The organism is Rhizobium sp. CB3060 (genome assembly GCF_025200735.1).
In the GTDB taxonomy this organism is placed as follows: Bacteria; Pseudomonadota; Alphaproteobacteria; order Rhizobiales; family Rhizobiaceae; genus Rhizobium.
The window spans coordinates 2,762,056-2,780,813 of sequence record NZ_CP104158.1 but is presented as its reverse complement, the minus strand read 5'-3'; the positions used below and the strand labels follow the sequence as shown (position 1 = coordinate 2,780,813).

The 18,758-nt window shown below is 61.1% G+C and carries 14 protein-coding genes; 6 read left to right on the top strand and 8 right to left on the bottom strand.

The features are described from left to right. Window positions 1-70 precede the first annotated feature (70 nt). The gene (gene rpsU, locus N2601_RS13470) at window positions 71-283 is read right to left on the bottom strand and encodes a 30S ribosomal protein S21 (protein ID WP_003585885.1); all 213 of its coding nucleotides are present in this window, start codon (window positions 281-283) and stop codon (window positions 71-73) included. 295 nt (window positions 284-578) lie between these two features. Here rpsU and N2601_RS13465 point away from each other — a divergent pair, with 295 nt between their 5' ends. The 6 genes from N2601_RS13465 to N2601_RS13440 all read left to right on the top strand — a co-directional run bounded on the left by N2601_RS13465 (window position 579) and on the right by N2601_RS13440 (window position 6,742). After that, window positions 579-857 (top strand): hypothetical protein, encoded by a 279-nt coding sequence (locus N2601_RS13465; protein ID WP_245463894.1) that lies wholly within the window; start codon window positions 579-581, stop codon window positions 855-857. Window positions 858-1,112: 255 nt separating this feature from the next. Next, window positions 1,113-2,366: a sarcosine oxidase subunit beta family protein gene (locus tag N2601_RS13460; RefSeq protein ID WP_104824289.1), complete on the top strand. Its 1,254-nt coding sequence runs from the start codon at window positions 1,113-1,115 to the stop codon at window positions 2,364-2,366. Then, complete coding sequence (locus N2601_RS13455; protein ID WP_283047400.1) at window positions 2,366-2,785, top strand: hypothetical protein; 420 nt, start codon at window positions 2,366-2,368, stop codon at window positions 2,783-2,785. The genes N2601_RS13460 and N2601_RS13455 overlap by 1 nt, the downstream gene beginning before the upstream one ends. A gap of 15 nt (window positions 2,786-2,800) precedes the next feature. Continuing rightward, window positions 2,801-3,193, top strand: a complete 393-nt coding sequence (locus tag N2601_RS13450) for a sarcosine oxidase subunit delta (RefSeq protein ID WP_104824288.1) — start codon at window positions 2,801-2,803, stop codon at window positions 3,191-3,193. Continuing rightward, window positions 3,190-6,186 (top strand): sarcosine oxidase subunit alpha, encoded by a 2,997-nt coding sequence (locus N2601_RS13445; RefSeq protein WP_104824287.1) that lies wholly within the window; start codon window positions 3,190-3,192, stop codon window positions 6,184-6,186. The genes N2601_RS13450 and N2601_RS13445 overlap by 4 nt, the downstream gene beginning before the upstream one ends. Beyond that, entirely contained in the window at window positions 6,179-6,742 is a 564-nt protein-coding gene (locus tag N2601_RS13440) for a sarcosine oxidase subunit gamma (protein ID WP_104824286.1), read from the top strand. The genes N2601_RS13445 and N2601_RS13440 overlap by 8 nt, the downstream gene beginning before the upstream one ends. Window positions 6,743-6,851: 109 nt before the next feature. On the opposite strand, the gene N2601_RS13435 is transcribed toward N2601_RS13440, so the two are convergent. The 7 genes from N2601_RS13435 to N2601_RS13405 all read right to left on the bottom strand — a co-directional run bounded on the left by N2601_RS13435 (window position 6,852) and on the right by N2601_RS13405 (window position 18,630). Continuing rightward, complete coding sequence (locus N2601_RS13435; protein ID WP_260303141.1) at window positions 6,852-7,340, bottom strand: MaoC family dehydratase; 489 nt, start codon at window positions 7,338-7,340, stop codon at window positions 6,852-6,854. A 68-nt stretch (window positions 7,341-7,408) separates the two neighbouring features. Next, entirely contained in the window at window positions 7,409-9,382 is a 1,974-nt protein-coding gene (gene glgX, locus N2601_RS13430) for a glycogen debranching protein GlgX (RefSeq protein WP_260303140.1), read from the bottom strand. Between the two features lie 213 nt (window positions 9,383-9,595). Then, window positions 9,596-11,224, bottom strand: coding sequence for an alpha-D-glucose phosphate-specific phosphoglucomutase (locus N2601_RS13425; protein WP_104824283.1), 1,629 nt, complete (start codon window positions 11,222-11,224; stop codon window positions 9,596-9,598). 4 nt (window positions 11,225-11,228) lie between these two features. Then, on the bottom strand, window positions 11,229-12,671 hold the full coding sequence (gene glgA, locus N2601_RS13420; protein WP_104824282.1) for a glycogen synthase GlgA: 1,443 nt from the start codon (window positions 12,669-12,671) through the stop codon (window positions 11,229-11,231). 3 nt (window positions 12,672-12,674) lie between these two features. Then, a complete protein-coding gene (gene glgC, locus N2601_RS13415) occupies window positions 12,675-13,937 on the bottom strand; it encodes a glucose-1-phosphate adenylyltransferase (RefSeq protein ID WP_104824281.1) in 1,263 nt (420 codons plus the stop codon). Between the two features lie 26 nt (window positions 13,938-13,963). Beyond that, the gene (gene glgB, locus N2601_RS13410; RefSeq protein ID WP_260303139.1) at window positions 13,964-16,171 is read right to left on the bottom strand and encodes a 1,4-alpha-glucan branching protein GlgB; all 2,208 of its coding nucleotides are present in this window, start codon (window positions 16,169-16,171) and stop codon (window positions 13,964-13,966) included. Next, window positions 16,168-18,630: a glycogen/starch/alpha-glucan phosphorylase gene (locus N2601_RS13405; RefSeq protein WP_104824279.1), complete on the bottom strand. Its 2,463-nt coding sequence runs from the start codon at window positions 18,628-18,630 to the stop codon at window positions 16,168-16,170. The genes glgB and N2601_RS13405 overlap by 4 nt, the downstream gene beginning before the upstream one ends. Between the last annotated feature and the right edge of the window lie 128 nt (window positions 18,631-18,758).

Sequence of the window (18,758 nt, the reverse complement as noted above, 5' to 3'; positions counted from 1 at the left end):
AATCAAAAAGGCGGCGGCGAACGACTCGCCCCCGCCAGACATGCATCTGAAAACGTCGAAAAAACGACGATTAGCGTGCGACCAGACCTTCGCGCTGTGCGCGCTTGCGTGCCAGCTTGCGAACGCGACGAACAGCTTCAGCCTTCTCGCGAGCACGCTTCTGCGACGGCTTTTCGTAGTAGTCGCGCATCTTCATTTCGCGGAAAATGCCTTCGCGCTGCATCTTCTTCTTGAGAGCGCGGAGAGCCTGATCGACATTGTTATCGCGGACAAGTACCTGCACGAGAATCACGTTCCTTTGGTTTGGTTGATGCCAGCGGCGACTGCAGCACCAGGAGGCAAAACAATAACGTTCGCGCGGCCGCAGCCTTGCGATTGGTAAGGCGAGATAGCAGATCGGTTTGTCAAAGTCTAGCCAGATCGTGAGTTTGCAGAGGAAAAAGCGCTTTGTCGAGCCTGAAGTGAGCCCGCGATGTCGCCTCGGGCGTGCTTATGTGAGATTTGAGGCCCTGGTCATTTCCACCCGCTGCCGAACCGCCTGGTTTCGGTGGTTATCCGGCGTTAAGGGGAATCGCTTTATGAAATCGTTCGATCTCGCTGTCGCCGTCAGGTCATATGGTGCGTCTATCCTGGCCGCCACCCTTCTTGTCGCAACGCTGGTGCCTGCCGCCGCCGGCGAGGTGCGACTCGGCAAAAATGTCCACATAGGCGGCCATGACTTTTCCAACCAGACCTTCGACAGCAAACATCGGGCAAGAATCTATCTTTACGACCGCAAACCACAGAAGGAAGGATGCGCGTGGCGCAGCGACGGCCATGGTGGTCGAGTGAAGATCTGTCATCTTCAGCGCAAGTAGGAAGGGTGAACTATGTGCGATCAGACCATGTCGCACAGTGTTCATTGTCCGAGCGGCTTAGTGTATGCCTCAATGGCAGTCAGTCAGATATGTCGATCCTGGCCGTTCACAAGGTCGGGCCTTGCTGTAGCATTCTTTTTAACCGTGTCGAAAGCCGGTCGTGATTGCGTCGCAAAAGAGCCGTTGTGTCGGTTTTTGATCTGCGATTTGTATGGCCCATCGAAAGGGCTTGATCCCTGAAGGAGTTGAGGGCGAATGCGTAAATACTCTGTCTTTGCCGTGGCACGGGAAGCAATGCGGGCTCACAAGGGCTGGGAGGCCCAGTGGAGTTCGCCGGAGCCGCGCAAGGAGTATGACGTCATCATCATCGGCGCTGGCGGCCATGGCTTGGGCGCCGCCTATTATCTCGCCAAGGAACACGGCATCACCAATGTCGCCGTGATTGAGAAGGGCTGGCTCGGCGGCGGCAATACCGGCCGCAATACGACCATCATCCGCTCGAACTATCTCTATGAAGAGAGCATGCATATCTACGAGCATTCGATGAAGCTCTGGGAGGGGCTTTCTCAGGATCTCAATTACAATGTCATGTACTCGCCGCGCGGCGTGATGATGCTGTCGCACAATATTCACGATCAGCAGTCCTTCAAGCGGCATATCCATGCCAATAGGCTCTATGGCATCGACAATGAATGGCTGACGCCGGAGCAGGCCAAGGCTTACTGTCCGCCGCTCGATATTTCGAAGACGGCGCGCTACCCGATCAATGGCGCTGCGCTCCAGCGCCGCGGCGGCACGGCCCGTCACGATGCCGTGGCCTGGGGCTTTGCCCGCGCGGCTTCGGATCGCGGCGTGCACATCATCCAGAATTGCGAAGTGACCGGTATCCAGCGCGGGCCGGACGGTCGCGTGGCCGGCGTCGACACCACCAAGGGCTTCATCGGCGCCAAGAAGATCGGCGTTTCGGCGGCAGGTCACACGACCGTCGTCATGCAGATGGCCGGCGTGCGCGTGCCGCTGCAGTCGAGCCCGTTGCAGGCGCTGGTTTCCGAGCCGTTGAAGCCGATCTTCCCCTGCGTCGTCATGTCGAACACGGTGCATGCCTATATTTCGCAATCCGACAAGGGCGAACTCGTCATCGGCGCGGGTACGGACCAGTACAATTCCTATAGCCAGACCGGTGGCCTGCAGATCATCACCCATACGCTGGATGCGATCTGTGAACTCTTCCCGATGTTCCGCCGCGTGAAGATGATGCGCTCCTGGGGCGGCATCGTCGACAACACGCCGGATCGTTCGGCGATCCAGTCGAAGACGCCGGTGCCGGGCCTCTATGTCAATTGCGGCTGGGGCACGGGCGGTTTCAAGGCGACGCCGGGTTCGGCCAATCTGTTTGCGCATCTCATCGCCCGCGACGAGCCGCATCGGTTCAATGCCGGCCTGACGCTGGATCGCTTCCGCACTGGCCGCTTGATCGACGAGGCGGCTGCCGCCGCCGTGGCGCATTGATGCTGACGGCGGTCGGGATCGTTCTTGCGGCAAGGTTTTCGTTGTCGGCAGGAACGATCGTGACCGAAGTCAGTGATCTCTTTCCGGGGGTCGAGGATGTTCGCATGCAGGTGATCCATAAGGCGAAGGCCGAGGCCGAATGGCCCTTCGTGGCCGAAAGCGGCGTGCTTGCCTGCGTCAAGGTGTTGAAAAAGCCGGCGGTCTATTTTGTGCCGGAGCAGACGCCTGAGGCGACAAGGGCTTTTGCCATCGACACGGATCTGCTGGGAATGAGCTTGGTCAATCTGGGAATGACCAATGTGCTGAAACCCTACGGATCGCTGGAGGCGCTCGTGAAGCGCATAACACCTTTCGTCACAATGGGACGCCAGCTCTGCGCACAGCCTCCCGGCACAAGCCTTACGGGCTCCGAGCTTTAACATAGGTAGAAAACGATGCTGCTGATTTACTGCCCCTATTGCGAGGAAGAGCGTTCGGAACTGGAATTCCGCAACGCGGGCGACGCGCATATCGTGAGGCCGGAAAATATCGCCGGAATTTCCGATGAGGAATTCGAGGAATATTTCTTCCTGCGTGACAATCCGAAGGGCCTGATCTTCGAGCGCTGGCGGCATATGCATGGCTGCGGCCGCTTCTTCAACGCTGCGCGCGATACGGTGAGCGACCGCTTCTACCGGACCTACAAGGCCGGCGAGCCGAAGCCGGATATTTCGACGCTGCTGCCCGCGGCCCCCGAGCCGGTCCATGAGCCGGTGGCGCAAGACAACAACGTGCAAGAACAACGTGCACAAGAACAAGCACACCAAGAAGAGGGATTTGCGAAATGAGCGGCGCCAATCGTATTGCAGGCAAGGGCCGCCTGACGCCGGCCAGAACCGCCCGCTTCACCTTTGATGGCAAGAGTTATACGGCACTCGAAGGCGACACCGTCGCCTCGGCGCTGCTTGCCAACGGTATTCATCTCGTCGGCCGCTCGTTCAAATATCATCGCCCGCGCGGCATCCTGTCGGCCGGCGCGGAAGAGCCCAACGCGTTGCTCGACATCTCCCGCGATTCGGCCCGCCGCCAGCCCAATGTGCGCGCCAGCGTGCAGGAGGTCTTCGATGGCATGAAGGCGGAGTCGCAGAATCGTTGGCCGTCTCTCGCCTTCGATGTCGGCGGCGTCAACAATCTCATGTCGCCCTTCTTCGCCGCCGGCTTCTACTACAAGACCTTCATGTGGCCGAAGGCGGCCTGGAAGAATATTTACGAACCCTTCATTCGCCGCGCCGCCGGTCTCGGCGTCGCGCCGACTGAGGAGGATCCGGATCACTATGCCAGCCGTTATGCCCATTGCGACGTGCTGGTGGTCGGCGCCGGCATTGCCGGTCTTTCCGCCGCACTGGCGGCCGCAGAAACCGGCGCCAAGGTCATTCTCTGCGACGAACAGGCGGAAGCGGGCGGCTCGCTGCGTTTCGATGCCAGCGTCAAGATCGACGGTGTTGAGGGCTATGTCTGGGCACAGGATGTCGTCGCCAAGCTCAAGTCGATGGACAATGTGGAAGTGCTGACCCGCACGACGGCTTTCGGCTATTACAACCACAATTTCATCGGCCTTGCCGAACGCGTCACCGATCATCTCGCAAAGCCGGGCCGTCATCTGCCGCGCGAGCGTCTGTGGCAGGTCCGCGCCAAGCGCGTCATCATGGCGACGGGCGCGATCGAGCGGCATATGGTGTTCCCGAACAACGACCGCCCGGGCATCATGCTGGCATCCGCGGCGCGCACTTATCTCAACCATTACGGTGTTGCCGTCGGCGCCAAGGTTGGCGTTTATACGGCGCATGACTCGGCTTACGAGGCTGCCTTCGACCTGAAGCGCGCCGGCGTCTCCGTCGCGGCGATCATCGACAGCCGCGCACGGCCCGGCGAGGCCGTGCTTGCCGAGGCGAAGCGGCTCGGGATTGAGGTGCTGAGCGACTATGCCGTCATCGATACCGCCGGCAAGCTGCGCATTTCCTCCATGACCGTGGCGCGCAATGGCAGCCGCGGTGCCCGCAAGATTGCTATCGATGCGCTGCTGGTTTCGGCCGGCTGGACGCCTTCTGTGCATCTATTCTCGCAGTCGCGCGGCAAGCTGAAATTCGATGCCGAGAAGCAGCGCTTCCTGCCGGGCACCTATGTGCAGGATTGTCTCTCCGTCGGTGCCTGCAACGGCACGGACGGGCTGCAGGCGGCGATTGAGGAATCGCTTGCCGCCGGTGAATTGATGGCGCGAGCTGCGGGCGCAGGTGGCGCGGGCGGCAAGATCCTGCTGCAGGCCGAACAGGCCTTCGAATGGACGGGCGGCATGATCGGCGCAGCCGAGGGTGCCGGGCCTAATACCAATGCCAAGGCTTTCGTCGACTTCCAGCACGATGTCTGCGCGAAGGATATCCGCCTCGCCGTGCGCGAAGGCATGCATTCGATCGAGCATATCAAGCGGTTCACCACCAACGGCATGGCGTCCGACCAGGGCAAGCTCTCCAATATGCATGGCCTGGCGATCGCCGCGGAAATGCTTGGCAAGGATATTCCGAAGGTCGGTCTTACCACCTTCCGCGCGCCCTATACGCCGGTGACCTATGGCACGCTGATCAGCCATTCGCGCGGGTCGCTCTTCGATCCCGCGCGCAAGACGCCGATGCATGCCTGGGAAGAGGCGCATGGCGCCATCTTCGAAGATGTCGGCAACTGGAAGCGCGCCTGGTTCTATCCGCGACCCGGCGAGACGATGCATCAGGCTGTCAACCGCGAATGCCAAACGGCACGCGAAGTGGCTGGTGTGTTCGACGCCTCGACGCTCGGCAAGATCGAAGTGGTCGGGCCGGATGCGGCGCAGTTCCTGAACCTGCTCTACACCAACGCCTGGGACACGCTGAAGCCCGGTCGCTGCCGTTACGGCATCATGACCCGCGAGGACGGCTTTGTTTATGACGACGGCGTCGTCGGGCGCTTGGCCGAAGATCGCTTCCATGTGACGACCACAACCGGCGGTGCGCCGCGCGTGCTGCACCACATGGAAGATTATCTGCAAACCGAATTCCCGCATCTGAAGGTTTGGCTGACGTCGACTACGGAACAGTGGGCCGTCATCGCCGTGCAAGGGCCGAAGGCGCGCGAGATCATCGAGCCGCTCGTCGAGGGGCAGGATCTGTCCAATGAAGCCTTCCCGCATATGAGCGTGGCCGAGTGCAAGGTCTGCGGTGTACCGGCGCGGCTGTTCCGCGTCTCCTTCACCGGTGAGGCGGGCTACGAAATCAACGTGCCGGCGGACTACGGGCAGTCGGTTTTGGAAGCCGTCTGGGCGCGGGCCGAGCCGTTGGGCGCTTGCGCGTACGGCACCGAGACCATGCACGTTCTTCGCGCCGAGAAGGGCTATATCATCGTCGGCCAGGATACCGATGGTACGGTGACGCCCGATGACGCCGGACTTTCCTGGGCCGTGTCCAAGAAGAAGACCGATTTCGTCGGTATTCGTGGCCTGAAGCGGCCGGACCTTGTCAAGGAAGGGCGCAAGCAGCTCGTCGGTCTCGTCACCCGCGACCCGAAGGTGGTGCTGGAAGAAGGCGCGCAGATCGTCGCCGATCCGAATGAGCCGAAGCCGATGACCATGCTCGGCCATGTCACCTCTTCCTATTGGTCCGAAAATCTCGGCCGCTCGATTGCCTTCGCACTTGTTGCCGGTGGCCGCGAGCGCATGGGCAAGACGCTCTATGTGCCGATGCCGGACAAGACGATTGCCGTCGAGGTGACGGATCTGGTGTTCTTTGACAAGGAAGGAGGCCGGATCAATGGCTGATCTCGCTGTTCGCAAATTGCCGCTCGCCGGCCGCCACGGTGGCTCGGCCACTGTTCGCCTGACACCCGCAGCACCTGCAAGCCGCATTGCGCTGCGGGCACCGGCCGACTCTCTTGGCGGTCTTTCGCAGGCGCTCGGCCTGCAACTGCCTACCCGGCCGAAGACATCTGCCAGTGCAAATGGGCGTCATGCTCTGTGGATCGGCCCGGACGAATGGCTCGTTATCGACGAGAATGGCGCCGAGCTGGTCGGCATTGCCGCTTCCGCCGGCGTTGTGCATTCGGCCGCCGATGTCTCCCATCGAAACACGGCGATCATCGCTTCCGGCCCCGGCGCGGAAGCGACTCTCGCCGGCGGTTGCCCGCAGGACCTGTCGCTGCAGGCTTTTCCTGTCGGGGCCTGCTCGCGCACGCTGTTGGGTAAGGTGGAAGTCGTGCTGCTGCGCCTCGATGACGAGACATTCCGCGTCGAAGTCTGGCGCTCCTTTTCCGAGTATGCTTTCGGACTGTTGGCCGAGGCGGCTGAGGATGCGCAAAATACGTTTTCTCCTCGCTGACACGGCGCCTAATAGGGGAGGGGCGGGAAGCAGTTCTTTGCTGTAACGCCCCTTCATCCCGCGCGATGCGCGACCTTCTCGCCGCTGAGGCGAAGGTGGAAAAGCGGCCCTAAGCCCCTTCCGGCCGATCCTTTGGATCGAACTGCGATATAGTCGTCCATGTTGCGGTCAGCGCCGGCTTACGCTCGTTTTCGATTTCCACGGTCACATCATAAGTGAGCATCAGCATACTTGCACCGCGCAGCCGAGTTTCGGCGAGCTTGAAGTGGCCGCGCACGCGCGCCCCGCATTTGACCGGCGACATGAAGCGGATCTGCTCGAAGCCGTAGTTGATGCCCATCGTCTGCTCGCGGATCTTCGGCAGGCCGCTGTAGTTCATCGCCGAAAGCAGCGACAGCGTCAGGAAGCCGTGTGCGATGGTGCCGCCATAGGGCGTTTCCGCTTTGGCGCGCTCGGGATCGACATGGATGAACTGATGGTCGAGCGTCGCGTCGGCGAAAGTGTCGATCATCGTCTGGTCGACCGTGATCCAGTCGGAAATGCCGATCTCGGTTCCTACCAGCTTCATGATCTCAACAAGCGAAATATCGCCGGGCATTCCATCCTCGTCAGGTTTTGCTGCTTTCTGCGATCTTTCTGGCGATTAAAACCGGAAAGTCAACGGGCTCAGTTTTCGAGGAGGAAGCTGACCGAGCGCGCCGGCACGATGGTCTCGCCTTGAACCGGCGTTGCTCCCTCAGGCTTCAGCAGCGACCAGCCGGCCCCGCTCGAGGCCGGCAGCTTGACGTGTTGTTCCTCGTTCGCGCGGTTCAGCAACACGGCGAGACGGGTCTTCTTGCCACTATCACGATCCTCAGTCCCGATCGCCATGCCGAGCACGCGGGCAACCGGCGTCTCCCAATCAGGCACCGTCATGGCCGTGCCGTTGGCGGAGAACCAGAGGACATCGCCTTTGCCGTTGAAAAATTCCATCTCGCTGAAGGCTGTAAATCGACGGCGGAGACTGGCGAGCCAGGCGGTATGGCCAATCAACTCCTCGTCTGGCGTCGTCCAGTCCATCCAGGTGATATCGTTGTCCTGGCAATAGGCATTGTTGTTGCCCCGCTGGGTGCGCCCACATTCGTCGCCGGCGGTCAGCATGATCGTGCCGCGTGTGGCGAAAAGCGTAGAGAGCAGGGCTTCGATGTCGGTGCGGCGTTTGCGAAGGATCACTGGATCATCCGTCTTGCCCTCGACGCCATTGTTCCAGGAGAAATTTTCGTTATGGCCATCGCGATTGTTCTCGCCGTTCGCCTCATTGTGCTTGTGCGCATAGGAGACGATGTCCATGAGCGTGAAGCCATCATGGGCGGCGAGGAAGTTGACGCTGCGGGTCTGGGTGCGGCCGTCGCGGCCGAAGAAGGAAGACGAGCCGGCGAGGATGGTGGCGATGTCCCCGATCTTGTTGTCGTCGCCGCGCCAGAAGCAACGCAGATCGTCACGGGCGCGATCGTTCCATTCGAGAAAGGGAGCCGGAAAATTGCCGAGCTGGTAGCCACCGGGACCGATGTCCCAGGGTTCGGCAATCATGATCCGGTCCTGAAGCACGTCATCGGCGAAGAGGGACCGCAGCGTCAGGCTTTCGGGATCGAAGCCCTTGGCGGTACGGCCGAGGACGGTGGCAAGGTCGAAACGGAAGCCGTCGACGCCAGCGTGGAGCACGAAATGGCGCAGGCTGTCGATGATGAGCTGGCGCGTCGCCGGCTGATCGCAGGCCACCGTATTGCCGGTGCCGGTGTCGTTGATCAGCACACCGGGCTGGTTCGGGTCATGGTGGAAATAGGTGGGATTGTCGAGGCCACGCAATGACAGCGTCGAGCCTTGGCGATCGCTCTCGCCGGTGTGATTGAAAACGAGATCAAGGATGACAGCGATGCCCTCGGCGTGCAGTGCCGCCACCGTCCCGCGCAATTCCACGACGCCACCGGGTACGATACGGGGGTCGAGCGCCATGAAGGCGACGGGATTATAGCCCCAGCCATTGCCGAGGCCGAGCGGCGGCAGATGCCGTTCATCGATCCATGCGGTGATCGGCATCAACTCGACGGCATCGACATGCAGTCGCTTGAGATGGGCGATAACCGCGGGATGGGCGAGGGCGGCCAGCGTGCCGCGCTTCTCCGCCGGCACGCCCGGATGCAGCATGGTGAAAGGCTTGACGGCGATTTCGTAGATCAGGCCGCCCGGCTTGAACAACGGCTTGGCCGGCTTGACCACTATATCGCGGGAGACGATCGCCCTCGGTATCAGATCCTGCGTATCCTCGCCGAACGTGCCGAGGCGAGGATCGTAGCGGAAGGGCCGGTCGATTTCCTTGGCATAGGGATCGACAAGCAGCTTCGACGGATCGAACCACAGACCCTGGTTCGGGTCGTATGTACCATGGGTGCGGAAACCGTAGCGCGTGCCTTCCTTGATGCCATCGACTGCCAGACGATGCTCCTCGCCTTCGCGCTTCATCGGCAGACGCGCAATCTCTTCTCCGCCCTCGGCATCGAACAGGCAAAGCTCGATCTTCTCGGCATGTTTGGACGCGACGGCAAATTCGACACCCGAGTTGGTGAGGATCGCGCCAAGGCTGCGGATTGTCGGCTCGGACATGTCTTCGCGGGCTTTCCGGATGGCTAGAGGTGGTCCTCTCTCCCCGCATGCGGGAGAAGGCTAGGGTGAGGGGGGCGGAGCGTCCGGCAAACTGCGCAGTCGCGGTGAATTTTGAGAAGGCCCCTCATCCGACCAGTCGCCGCTTCACTACGTTCGGCGGCGTCTGGCCACCTTCTCCCCGCAATGCGGGGAGAAGGGCTTAGATCGTAGGGATCAGGTAATCACCGTCGGTGCATCGCGGCCGGTGCGGCCCTTGATATCGGCGATATCCTGAGCGGCGGCGATGAGGTCGGCAAGCGCTTCCTGCGTCTCGATGTTGTGGCGAGTCGGATCGGGCTCGTAGCGCTCGATGTAGACGCGCAGCGTCGCACCCGTCGTGCCGGTGCCCGAAAGGCGGAAGACGACGCGGGAGCCGCCCTCGAACAGGATGCGGATGCCCTGGTGCTGGCTGACCGACTTGTCGATCGGATCGTGATAGGCAAAGTCGTCGGCGGCGGAAACGGTGAGATCGCCAAACTGCGTGCCCGGCAGGGTCGGCAGCTTTTCGCGCAAGGCGTCGATCAGGCCATTGGCGGCATCGGTATCGACGCCTTCGTAGTCATGCCGCGAATAATAGTTGCGGCCATAGGTCGCCCAATGCTGGGTGACGATATCGATGACGCTTTCGCCGCGCACCGCAAGAATGTTGAGCCAGAGCAGCACGGCCCAGAGGCCGTCCTTTTCGCGGACATGGTTGGAACCGGTGCCGGAGCTTTCCTCGCCGCAGATCGTCGCCATGCCGGCGTCAAGCAGATTGCCGAAGAATTTCCAGCCGGTCGGGGTCTCGTAGATACCGATGCCGCGCTTTTCCGCGACGCGGTCGGCGGCGCCGCTTGTCGGCATGGAGCGGGCGATACCGGCGATGCCATGCGAATAGCCTGGCGCCAGATTGGCATTGGCGGCGAGGATCGCGAGGCTGTCCGACGGCGTGACATAGATGCCCTTGCCGATAATCAGGTTGCGGTCGCCGTCGCCGTCGGATGCCGCGCCGAAATCGGGCGCATCATCGCCCATCATCTCGTCATAGAGCTCTTTGCAATAGACGAGATTCGGATCGGGGTGATGGCCGCCGAAATCCGGCAGCGGCAGGAAATTGCGGACCGAGCCGCCCGGTGCGCCGAGGCGGATTTCGAAGATTTCCTTGGCATAGGGGCCGGTCACCGCGCTCATTGCGTCGAAGCAGAGGCGGAAGCCGAGGCTGATGAGGTTGCGGATGGCGCCGAAATCGAACAGCTCTTCCATCAAAGCAGCATAGTCTTCGACCGGGTCGATGACCGAGACGATCATCCCGCCAACGTCTTCACGGCCGATGCGGTCGAGATTGATGTCGGCGAAATCGGCGATCTTATAGCTTTCGATGATCTTGGTGCGCTCATAGATCGCATCGGTGATCTTTTCCGGCGCCGGGCCGCCATTGCCAATATTGTACTTGATGCCGAAATCCTCGGTCGGGCCGCCGGGATTGTGGCTCGCCGACAGCACGATGCCGCCGAACGCCTTGTATTTGCGGATGATGTTTGAGGCGGCGGGCGTGGAGAGAATGCCGCCCTTGCCGACCATCACCTTGCCGAAGCCATTGGCGGCGGCCATCTTGATGGCCTTCTGGATGACTTCGCGATTGTAGTAGCGGCCGTCGCCGCCGATGACCAGGCATTTGCCCTGGTAGCCTTCCAGCGAATCGAAAATCGACTGGATGAAGTTCTCAGCGTAATTCGGCTGCTGGAATACGGGAACTTTCTTCCGGAGGCCTGACGTGCCAGGCTTCTGATCCGCATAGGGTTTGGTGGGAATGGTTTTAATCATCTGATTAAGCGCCTCTCGAGACAAGGCTGGAGTAGAGGGCTGCATAGCGTTCTGCGCTCTTGCCCCAGGATACGTCGGATTTCATGCCCTGCTTTTGCATCTGCGTCCAGACCTTTCGATCCTGGAAAAGGTGCATGGCGCGGCGTACGGCTTGCAGCAGCCCATCGGCAGTGATGGGCGAAAACTGAATGCCGGTCGCGACTTTTGCCTGCAGCGCGGCGTGGTTGGCATCTATGATGGTGTCGTTGAGGCCACCCGTACGCGCAACGATCGGCAGGCAGCCATAGCGTAAGCCATAAAGCTGCGTGAGGCCACAGGGTTCGAAGCGGGACGGAATGATGATGGCGTCGCAGCCGGCCTGCATCAGATGCGACATCGGTTCATTATAGCCGGCGGAAACGCCGACGCGGCCGCGATGACGGCCGGCGGCGGCGAAAAGTGCGCCTTCGAGGGCGGCATCGCCGGCGCCGAGGATGGCGAGCTTGCCGCCCATCCGGACGATATCGCTGGAAATGCGGGCAAGCAGATCCATGCCCTTCTGCCAGGTCAGACGGCTGACGACGCAGAAAATCGGGCCGTCATCATCGTCCAGACCAAAATGCTCGACCACGAGCTTGCGGTTCGCGGCGCGGTCTTTCAGCGTCGTGGCGCCATAGGTCTGCGCGATCATCGGATCGGTTTCCGGGTTCCAGATACCGTCGTCGATGCCATTCACAATTCCGTGCAGGCTATTTGCCCGGCTGGCGATGACGCCTTCCAGGCCCATGCCGAATTCCGGCGTCAGGATTTCCTCCGCATAGGAAGGGCTGACGGTGGTCAGTGCAAGAGCGGTCTGAAGGCCGCCCTTCAGGAAGCCGACGTCGCCGTAATACTCGACACCTTCGATCGAAAAGGCATGCGCAGGCAGGCGCAGGCCGGGGAAGATGTCGGCGCCGAACTGGCCTTGAAAGGCGATGTTGTGGACGGTGAGGACGCTCGGCAGTTCCGGTGTCGGATAGTAACGCATGTAGACGGGCACCATGGCCGACTGCCAGTCATGGACATGCACCAAGTCCGGCCGCCAGCCGGGCAGCAGACCGGCGGCGATTTCCGCGCCGGCGAGCGACAGGGCAGCGAAACGCTGCCAGTTGTCGGGATAATCCTTGCCGGCAGCGTCGACATAGGGGCCGCCGGTGCGGTTATAGTAGGCCGGTGCGTCGAGGACGAGGAGGGAAATTCCGTCATGCTCGGCTTCGAAGACCGTCGCTTTTTCACCGAGCAGGTCGGAAAACTCGAGACGGGCCACCGGATTGCGAATGGCCTTCATAACGGCGGGATAGCCCGGGATCAGGGTCTTCGTTTCGACGCCGTAGGGCTTGAGAGCGATAGGCAGGGCGCCGGCCACATCGGCCAGGCCCCCTGTCTTGATCAAAGGGAAGACTTCGGACGAAACCGAAAGAACTTTCATATGTCAGATATCCAGCTTGTCGATCATCGTCTGGGTGATCAGGCAGATACCACTTTCCGTGCGGCGGAAGCGTTTGCCGTCCAGTTCCGGATCTTCGCCGACCACCAGGCCTTCCGGAATGGTGACGCCATGGTCGATGACGACATTCTTTAGCTGGGCGCGACGGCCGATCTTGACGCTCGGCAGCACGACGGCCCCTTCCAGCTTGGAATAGGAGTTGGCGCGCACGCCGGTAAACAGCAGGCTGTTCGACAGGCTTGCGCCGGAGATGATGCAGTCGCCGGCAACGACGGAGGAGACGGCCGAACCGCGGCGGTCCTCGTCGTCATGGACGAACTTGGCCGGCGGGGTGATTTCGGCATAGGTCCAGATCGGCCAGGACTTGTCGTAGATGTCGAGTTCCGGCACCACGGCGGTGAGGTCGATATTGGCCTGCCAGTAGGCGTCGACCGTACCGACATCGCGCCAATAGGCTTCGCGCTCGAAATCGGAGCGCACGCAGGACTGCGTGAAGCGATGGGCGACGGCTTTGCCGTTCTTGACGATGTAGGGGATGATATCCTTGCCGAAGTCGCGGCTGGAATTCGGATCGGCGGCATCTCGGCGCAGGCACTCGATCAGGAACTTCGTGTGGAAGACGTAGATGCCCATCGACGCCAGCGCGAAATCGGGATTGCCGGGAATGCCCGGCGGGTCCGCCGGCTTCTCGACGAAGTCGATGATCCGGTCCTTCTCGTCGACATGCATGACGCCGAAGCCGACGGCATCCATGCGCGGCACTTCGAGGCAGCCGATGGTGACATCGGCGCCGGAATCGACGTGCTGCTGCAGCATCCATTCATAGTCCATCTTGTAAATATGGTCGCCGGCGAGGATGACCATGTATTCCGGACCATAGGGCTCGATGATGTCGATGTTCTGATAGACGGCGTCGGCCGTGCCTTCGTACCACTGCGTTTCGGAAACGCGCTGGCTGGCCGGCAGGATGTCGAAGCTTTCGTTACGCTCCGGACGCAGGAAGTTCCAGCCACGCTGCAGGTGGCGAATGAGGGAGTGCGCCTTGTATTGGGTGGCGACGCCGATGCGGCGGATACCGGAGTTCAGCGCGTTGGACAGCGCGAAATCGATGATGCGAGCCTTGCCGCCGAAGTAGACGGCAGGTTTGGCGCGGCGGTCGGTCAGCTCTTTTAGGCGGCTGCCCCGGCCACCGGCAAGAACGTAGGCCATGGCGTCGCGGGCCAGTGGCTGGATACGTTTTTCTACCATTTTAGTCCTCCCTGTCTGTGATGATTTCAAGATTCCGGTTCAAGCATGATCGTCGCCAGGGGAGGTAGCGTTATCGTCGCTTGTATGCCTCCGCCCGCACTGACGGCCTGCACGCGCCCGCCATTGCCCTTGCCGCTGCCACCGTAAATATCGGCATCGGTGTTCAATATTTCGCGCCACCGCCCCTCAGTCGGGAGGCGCAAAGTATAATTCTCGCGGTAGACCGGCGTGAAATTGGTGATGACCGCGACCGGTTTTTCGCCCGGCGCCTTGCGCAGCCAGGCAAAGACCGAATTCTCGAAGTCATCGACGATCAACCACTCGAAACCTTCGCCTTCGCAGTCCCGGGCATGCAGCGCTGCTTTGCTGCGATAGGTGAAGTTGAGATCACGCACCAGGCGTCGCATGCCTTCATGCATGCGGTACTGCAGAAGGTTCCAATCCAGCGCACGTGCTTCGCTCCACTCGCTCCATTGCGCGAATTCCTGGCCCATGAACAACAGCTTCTTGCCCGGATAGCCCCACATGAAAGCGTAATAGGCACGCAGGTTCGCAAATTTCTGCCAGTCGTCGCCCGCCATCTTGGCGATCAGCGATCCCTTTCCGTGCACCACTTCGTCATGGGAGAGTGGCAGAACGAAATTTTCCGAGAAAGCATAGATCAGGCCGAAGGTCAGTTCGTTATGGTGATATCTGCGATGCACGGGCTCGCGGGCGAGATAGCTCAGCGTGTCGTGCATGAAGCCCATATTCCACTTGAAGCCGAAGCCGAGGCCGCCTTCGTGGACCGGCTGCGAGACTTTCGGCCAGGAGGTCGATTCCTCCGCGATGGTCATCACGCCCGGGTGCGAACCATAAAGCCTGGTGTTCATTGATTGCAGGAAGCGAACCGCTTCCAGGTTCTCGTTGCCGCCATATTCGTTCGGGATCCATTCGCCGTGCTTGCGGGAATAGTCGAGATAGAGCATCGAGGCGACGGCATCGACGCGCACGCCGTCGAGATGAAATTTCTCGGCCCAATAGAGCGCGTTGTTCTGCAGGTAGGCGAGAACTTCGGTGCGGCCGAAATTGTAGATCGCCGTGTTCCAGTCAGGATGGAAGCCCTTGCGTGGATCTTCGTGCTCGTAGAGCGCTGTGCCGTCGAACCAGCCGAGACCGTGTTCGTCGGTTGGGAAGTGCGCCGGCACCCAATCGAGGATGACGCCGATGCCGACCTTGTGGCAGCCGTTGACGAAGCGCGCCAGGCCTTCCGGTTCGCCAAAGCGGGCCGTCGGCGCATAGAGGCCGGTGGTCTGATAGCCCCAGGACGGATCGTAAGGATGTTCGGTGATCGGCAGGAATTCGATATGGGTGAAGCCCATGTCGACGCAATAGGGAATGAGGCGCGAGGCAAGCTCGTCCCAGGAGAGCATGGAACCATCGTCGCGGCGCTGCCATGAGGCGGCATGTACCTCGTAGATCGAGATCGGCTGGCGGCGCTTATCGACACTGGCCCAATGTTCGAGGTGGGCCTCGTCTTCCCAGACCTGGGTCATTTCGGTGGCGGTGACCGAAGCGGTCTTCGGCCGGAGTTCGCTGCGGCGGGCGAAGGGGTCGGCCTTCAACGGCAGGAGCACGCCGTCATGGCCGCGGATTTCGAACTTGTAGGCGACGCCGGCTGGAACGTCCGGCGCGAAGATTTCCCAGATGCCGGAGTCCGAGCGAAAACGCATGACGTGCCGGCGGCCGTCCCAATTGTTGAAGTCGCCGACCACCGAAACGCGCTGCGCATTCGGCGCCCAGACGGCGAAGTGAAAGCCCTGTACGCCTTCGTGCTTCAAGGGGTGAGCGCCCATCTTGTCGAACAGGCGCAGATGGGTACCCTCGCGGACGAAGTAGTCGTCCATCGGACCGAGGACCGGACCGAAGCTGTAGGGATCGGTCACCGCCCATTCGGAATCGCCGCGCCGGGCGCGATAGCGCACCGGCTGCTGCTTGGTGACCGTGATATTACCGGAAAAGAACCCGGCTGGATCGAGACGATCCAGCTCGCCGATGACGGAGCCGTCCAACGCCGTGGCGGTGACGGCTTCTGCGCCGAGAATGAAGCAACGGGCGATGAACCCATTATCCGTCCGATGGACGCCGAGGACGGCGAATGGATCGGAATGTGTGCCTGCGAGAATTGCAGCAATCTCGTCTGCCGAAATGTCCCTCAAGGCGATGCCGTCAGCGGGTCTTTTCGGCTTTTTCATCCGGCTCTCCAGATTTCCTTGGCGTATTGGCGGATCGTGCGATCGGAGGAGAACCAGCCCATCCGAGCGGTGTTGTTGATCGTCTTCGCGTACCACTCGGAGGGATTGGCCCAGAGGGTATCGACCTGGCGCTGAGCGGCGGCGTAGGCGTCGAAATCGGCCGCGACCATGAACCAGTCATGGGCGTAGATGCCGTCGATCAGGCCGGCATAACGGCTGCGGTCGTCCGGGGAGAAGACACCAGACGCGATGGCCGAAAGGGCCTGCGCCAATTCGCGCGAACGTTCGATGACGGCGCGGGGATCGTGGCCGTCGCTGCGCAGATTGGCGACCTCGTCGGCTTTCAGGCCGAAGATCACGATGTTGTCTTCACCGACATTGTCGCGCATTTCGACGTTGGCGCCGTCCAGCGTGCCGATGGTCAGAGCGCCGTTGAGGCCGAACTTCATGTTGCCGGTACCGGATGCCTCCATGCCGGCGGTCGAAATCTGCTCGGAAAGGTCCGCAGCAGGAACCATAACCTCGGCGAGCGAAACGTTGTAGTTCGGCACGAAGACGACCTTCAGCAGGCCGCGCACCGAAGGGTCGTGGTTGATGACGCGGGCGACATCGTTGATCAGCTTGATGATCAGCTTGGCGTTGTGATAGCTCGGCGCTGCCTTGCCGGCGAACAGCTTTACGCGCGGCTGCCAGTCCAGTTCCGGGTGCGAGCGGATCTGATCATAAAGCGCGATGGCTTCGATGATGTTCAGAAGCTGGCGCTTGTATTCATGGATGCGCTTGATCTGGATGTCGAACATCGCATTGGGATCGAGCTTGATACCCATGCGGCTGGCGACGAGATTGGAAAGCTGCACCTTGTTGGCCCGTTTGACGGCGGCGAACTTCTCCTGGAAGGCGCTGTCGCGGGCGAATTGGTCGAGCGGCTTCAGCTTTTCCGCATCGTCGAGGAACGCGTCGCCGATGGTTTCGCGCACGAGGTTGGTCAGGCCCGGATTGCATTGCATCAGCCAGCGGCGTGGCGTGATGCCGTTGGTCTTGTTGTTGATGCGATCCGGGTAAAGCTTGTGGAGATCAGAGAAGACCGTGACCTTCATCAGATCTGTGTGAAGCGCCGAGACGCCATTGATCGAGTGCGAGCCGACGAAAGCGAGATTGCCCATGCGCAGGCGGCGGTCGCCATTTTCATCGATCAGCGAGATCGAGCGGATTTCTGCGTCGCTGAAATTGCGTGCCTTGCGGGCTTCGACCAGGATCTTGGCATTGATCGCATAGACGATCTGCATGTGGCGGGGCAGCAGCCGTTCGAACAGCGGCACCGGCCAGCTTTCCAGCGCTTCCGGAAGAAGCGTGTGGTTGGTGTAGCCGAAGGTGTTGCGGGTGATATCCCAGGCGGCGTCGAACTCCATGCCGTGAACATCGACCAGAAGGCGCATCATTTCGGCGACGGAAACGGCCGGATGGGTGTCGTTCAGTTGGATCGCGACCTTGTCGGCGAGGTTGGTGAGATCGTCATACTGCTGCAGATGGCGGCGCAGGATGTCCTGCAGCGAGGCCGACGAGAAGAAGAATTCCTGGCGCAGACGCAGTTCCTGGCCGGCAGGCGTCGCGTCGGCTGGGTAGAGAACGCGGGTCAGGCTTTCCGCCTTGTTGCTTTCACGCAGCGCGCCGATATGGTCGCCGGCATTGAAGGCGTCGAGCAGGATCGGGTCGATCGGCTGTGCCGACCAGAGGCGCAGCGTGTTGACGCGCTTGGCGCGCCAGCCGACGACGGGCGTATCGAAGGCGGCGGCGATGACGCGTTCGGCCGGCTTCCAGACATAGCGCGGCTGGTCGTCATGGCCGCTGACGAATTCGACGGCGCCGCCGAAACCGATTTCATAGGCGCTTTCCTGACGCTCGAATTCCCATGGATTGCCGTGGGCAAGCCAGGTTTCCGGCAGTTCCACCTGCCAGCCGTCGGCCATCTGCTGGCGGAACAGGCCGTGGACATAACGAATGCCGTAGCCATAGGCCGGCACATCGACGGTCGCCATCGATTCCATGAAGCAGGCGGCGAGACGGCCAAGGCCGCCGTTGCCAAGCGCCGCGTCGGGTTCGAGGCCGGCGATGACGCGGATGTCGACGCCGAGCGAGGAGAGCGCATTGGTGATCTCCTCCATCAGGCCGAGGTTCGACACAGCGTCGCGCATCAGGCGGCCGATGAGGAATTCGAGGGATAGATAGTAGACGCGCTTGGCACCGGTCTCGTACACCTTGCGGGTCGATTCCATCCATTTGTCGATGACACGGTCGCGAATGACAAGGATCGTCGCCGTCAACCAATCGTGCGGCTTGGCCACTTTTGCATCCTTGCCGATGCGATAGGTCAGGCGCTCGATGATTTCTTCCGCAAGGATTTCGGGGTGGGAACTGCGCGGAGCAGGAACGGGGAGATTGGCCTTGGTCAAGTTATTCATACTATCAAGTCTCGCCATTTGTGATTTATATTCAGGGCGTTACGCCTGATAAATCAAATTGCCATCGCCTTTACCTAGCAGTTTATGCACCGATGTAAAGCCGTTGCAACAAGTGAATTCGGCAGATG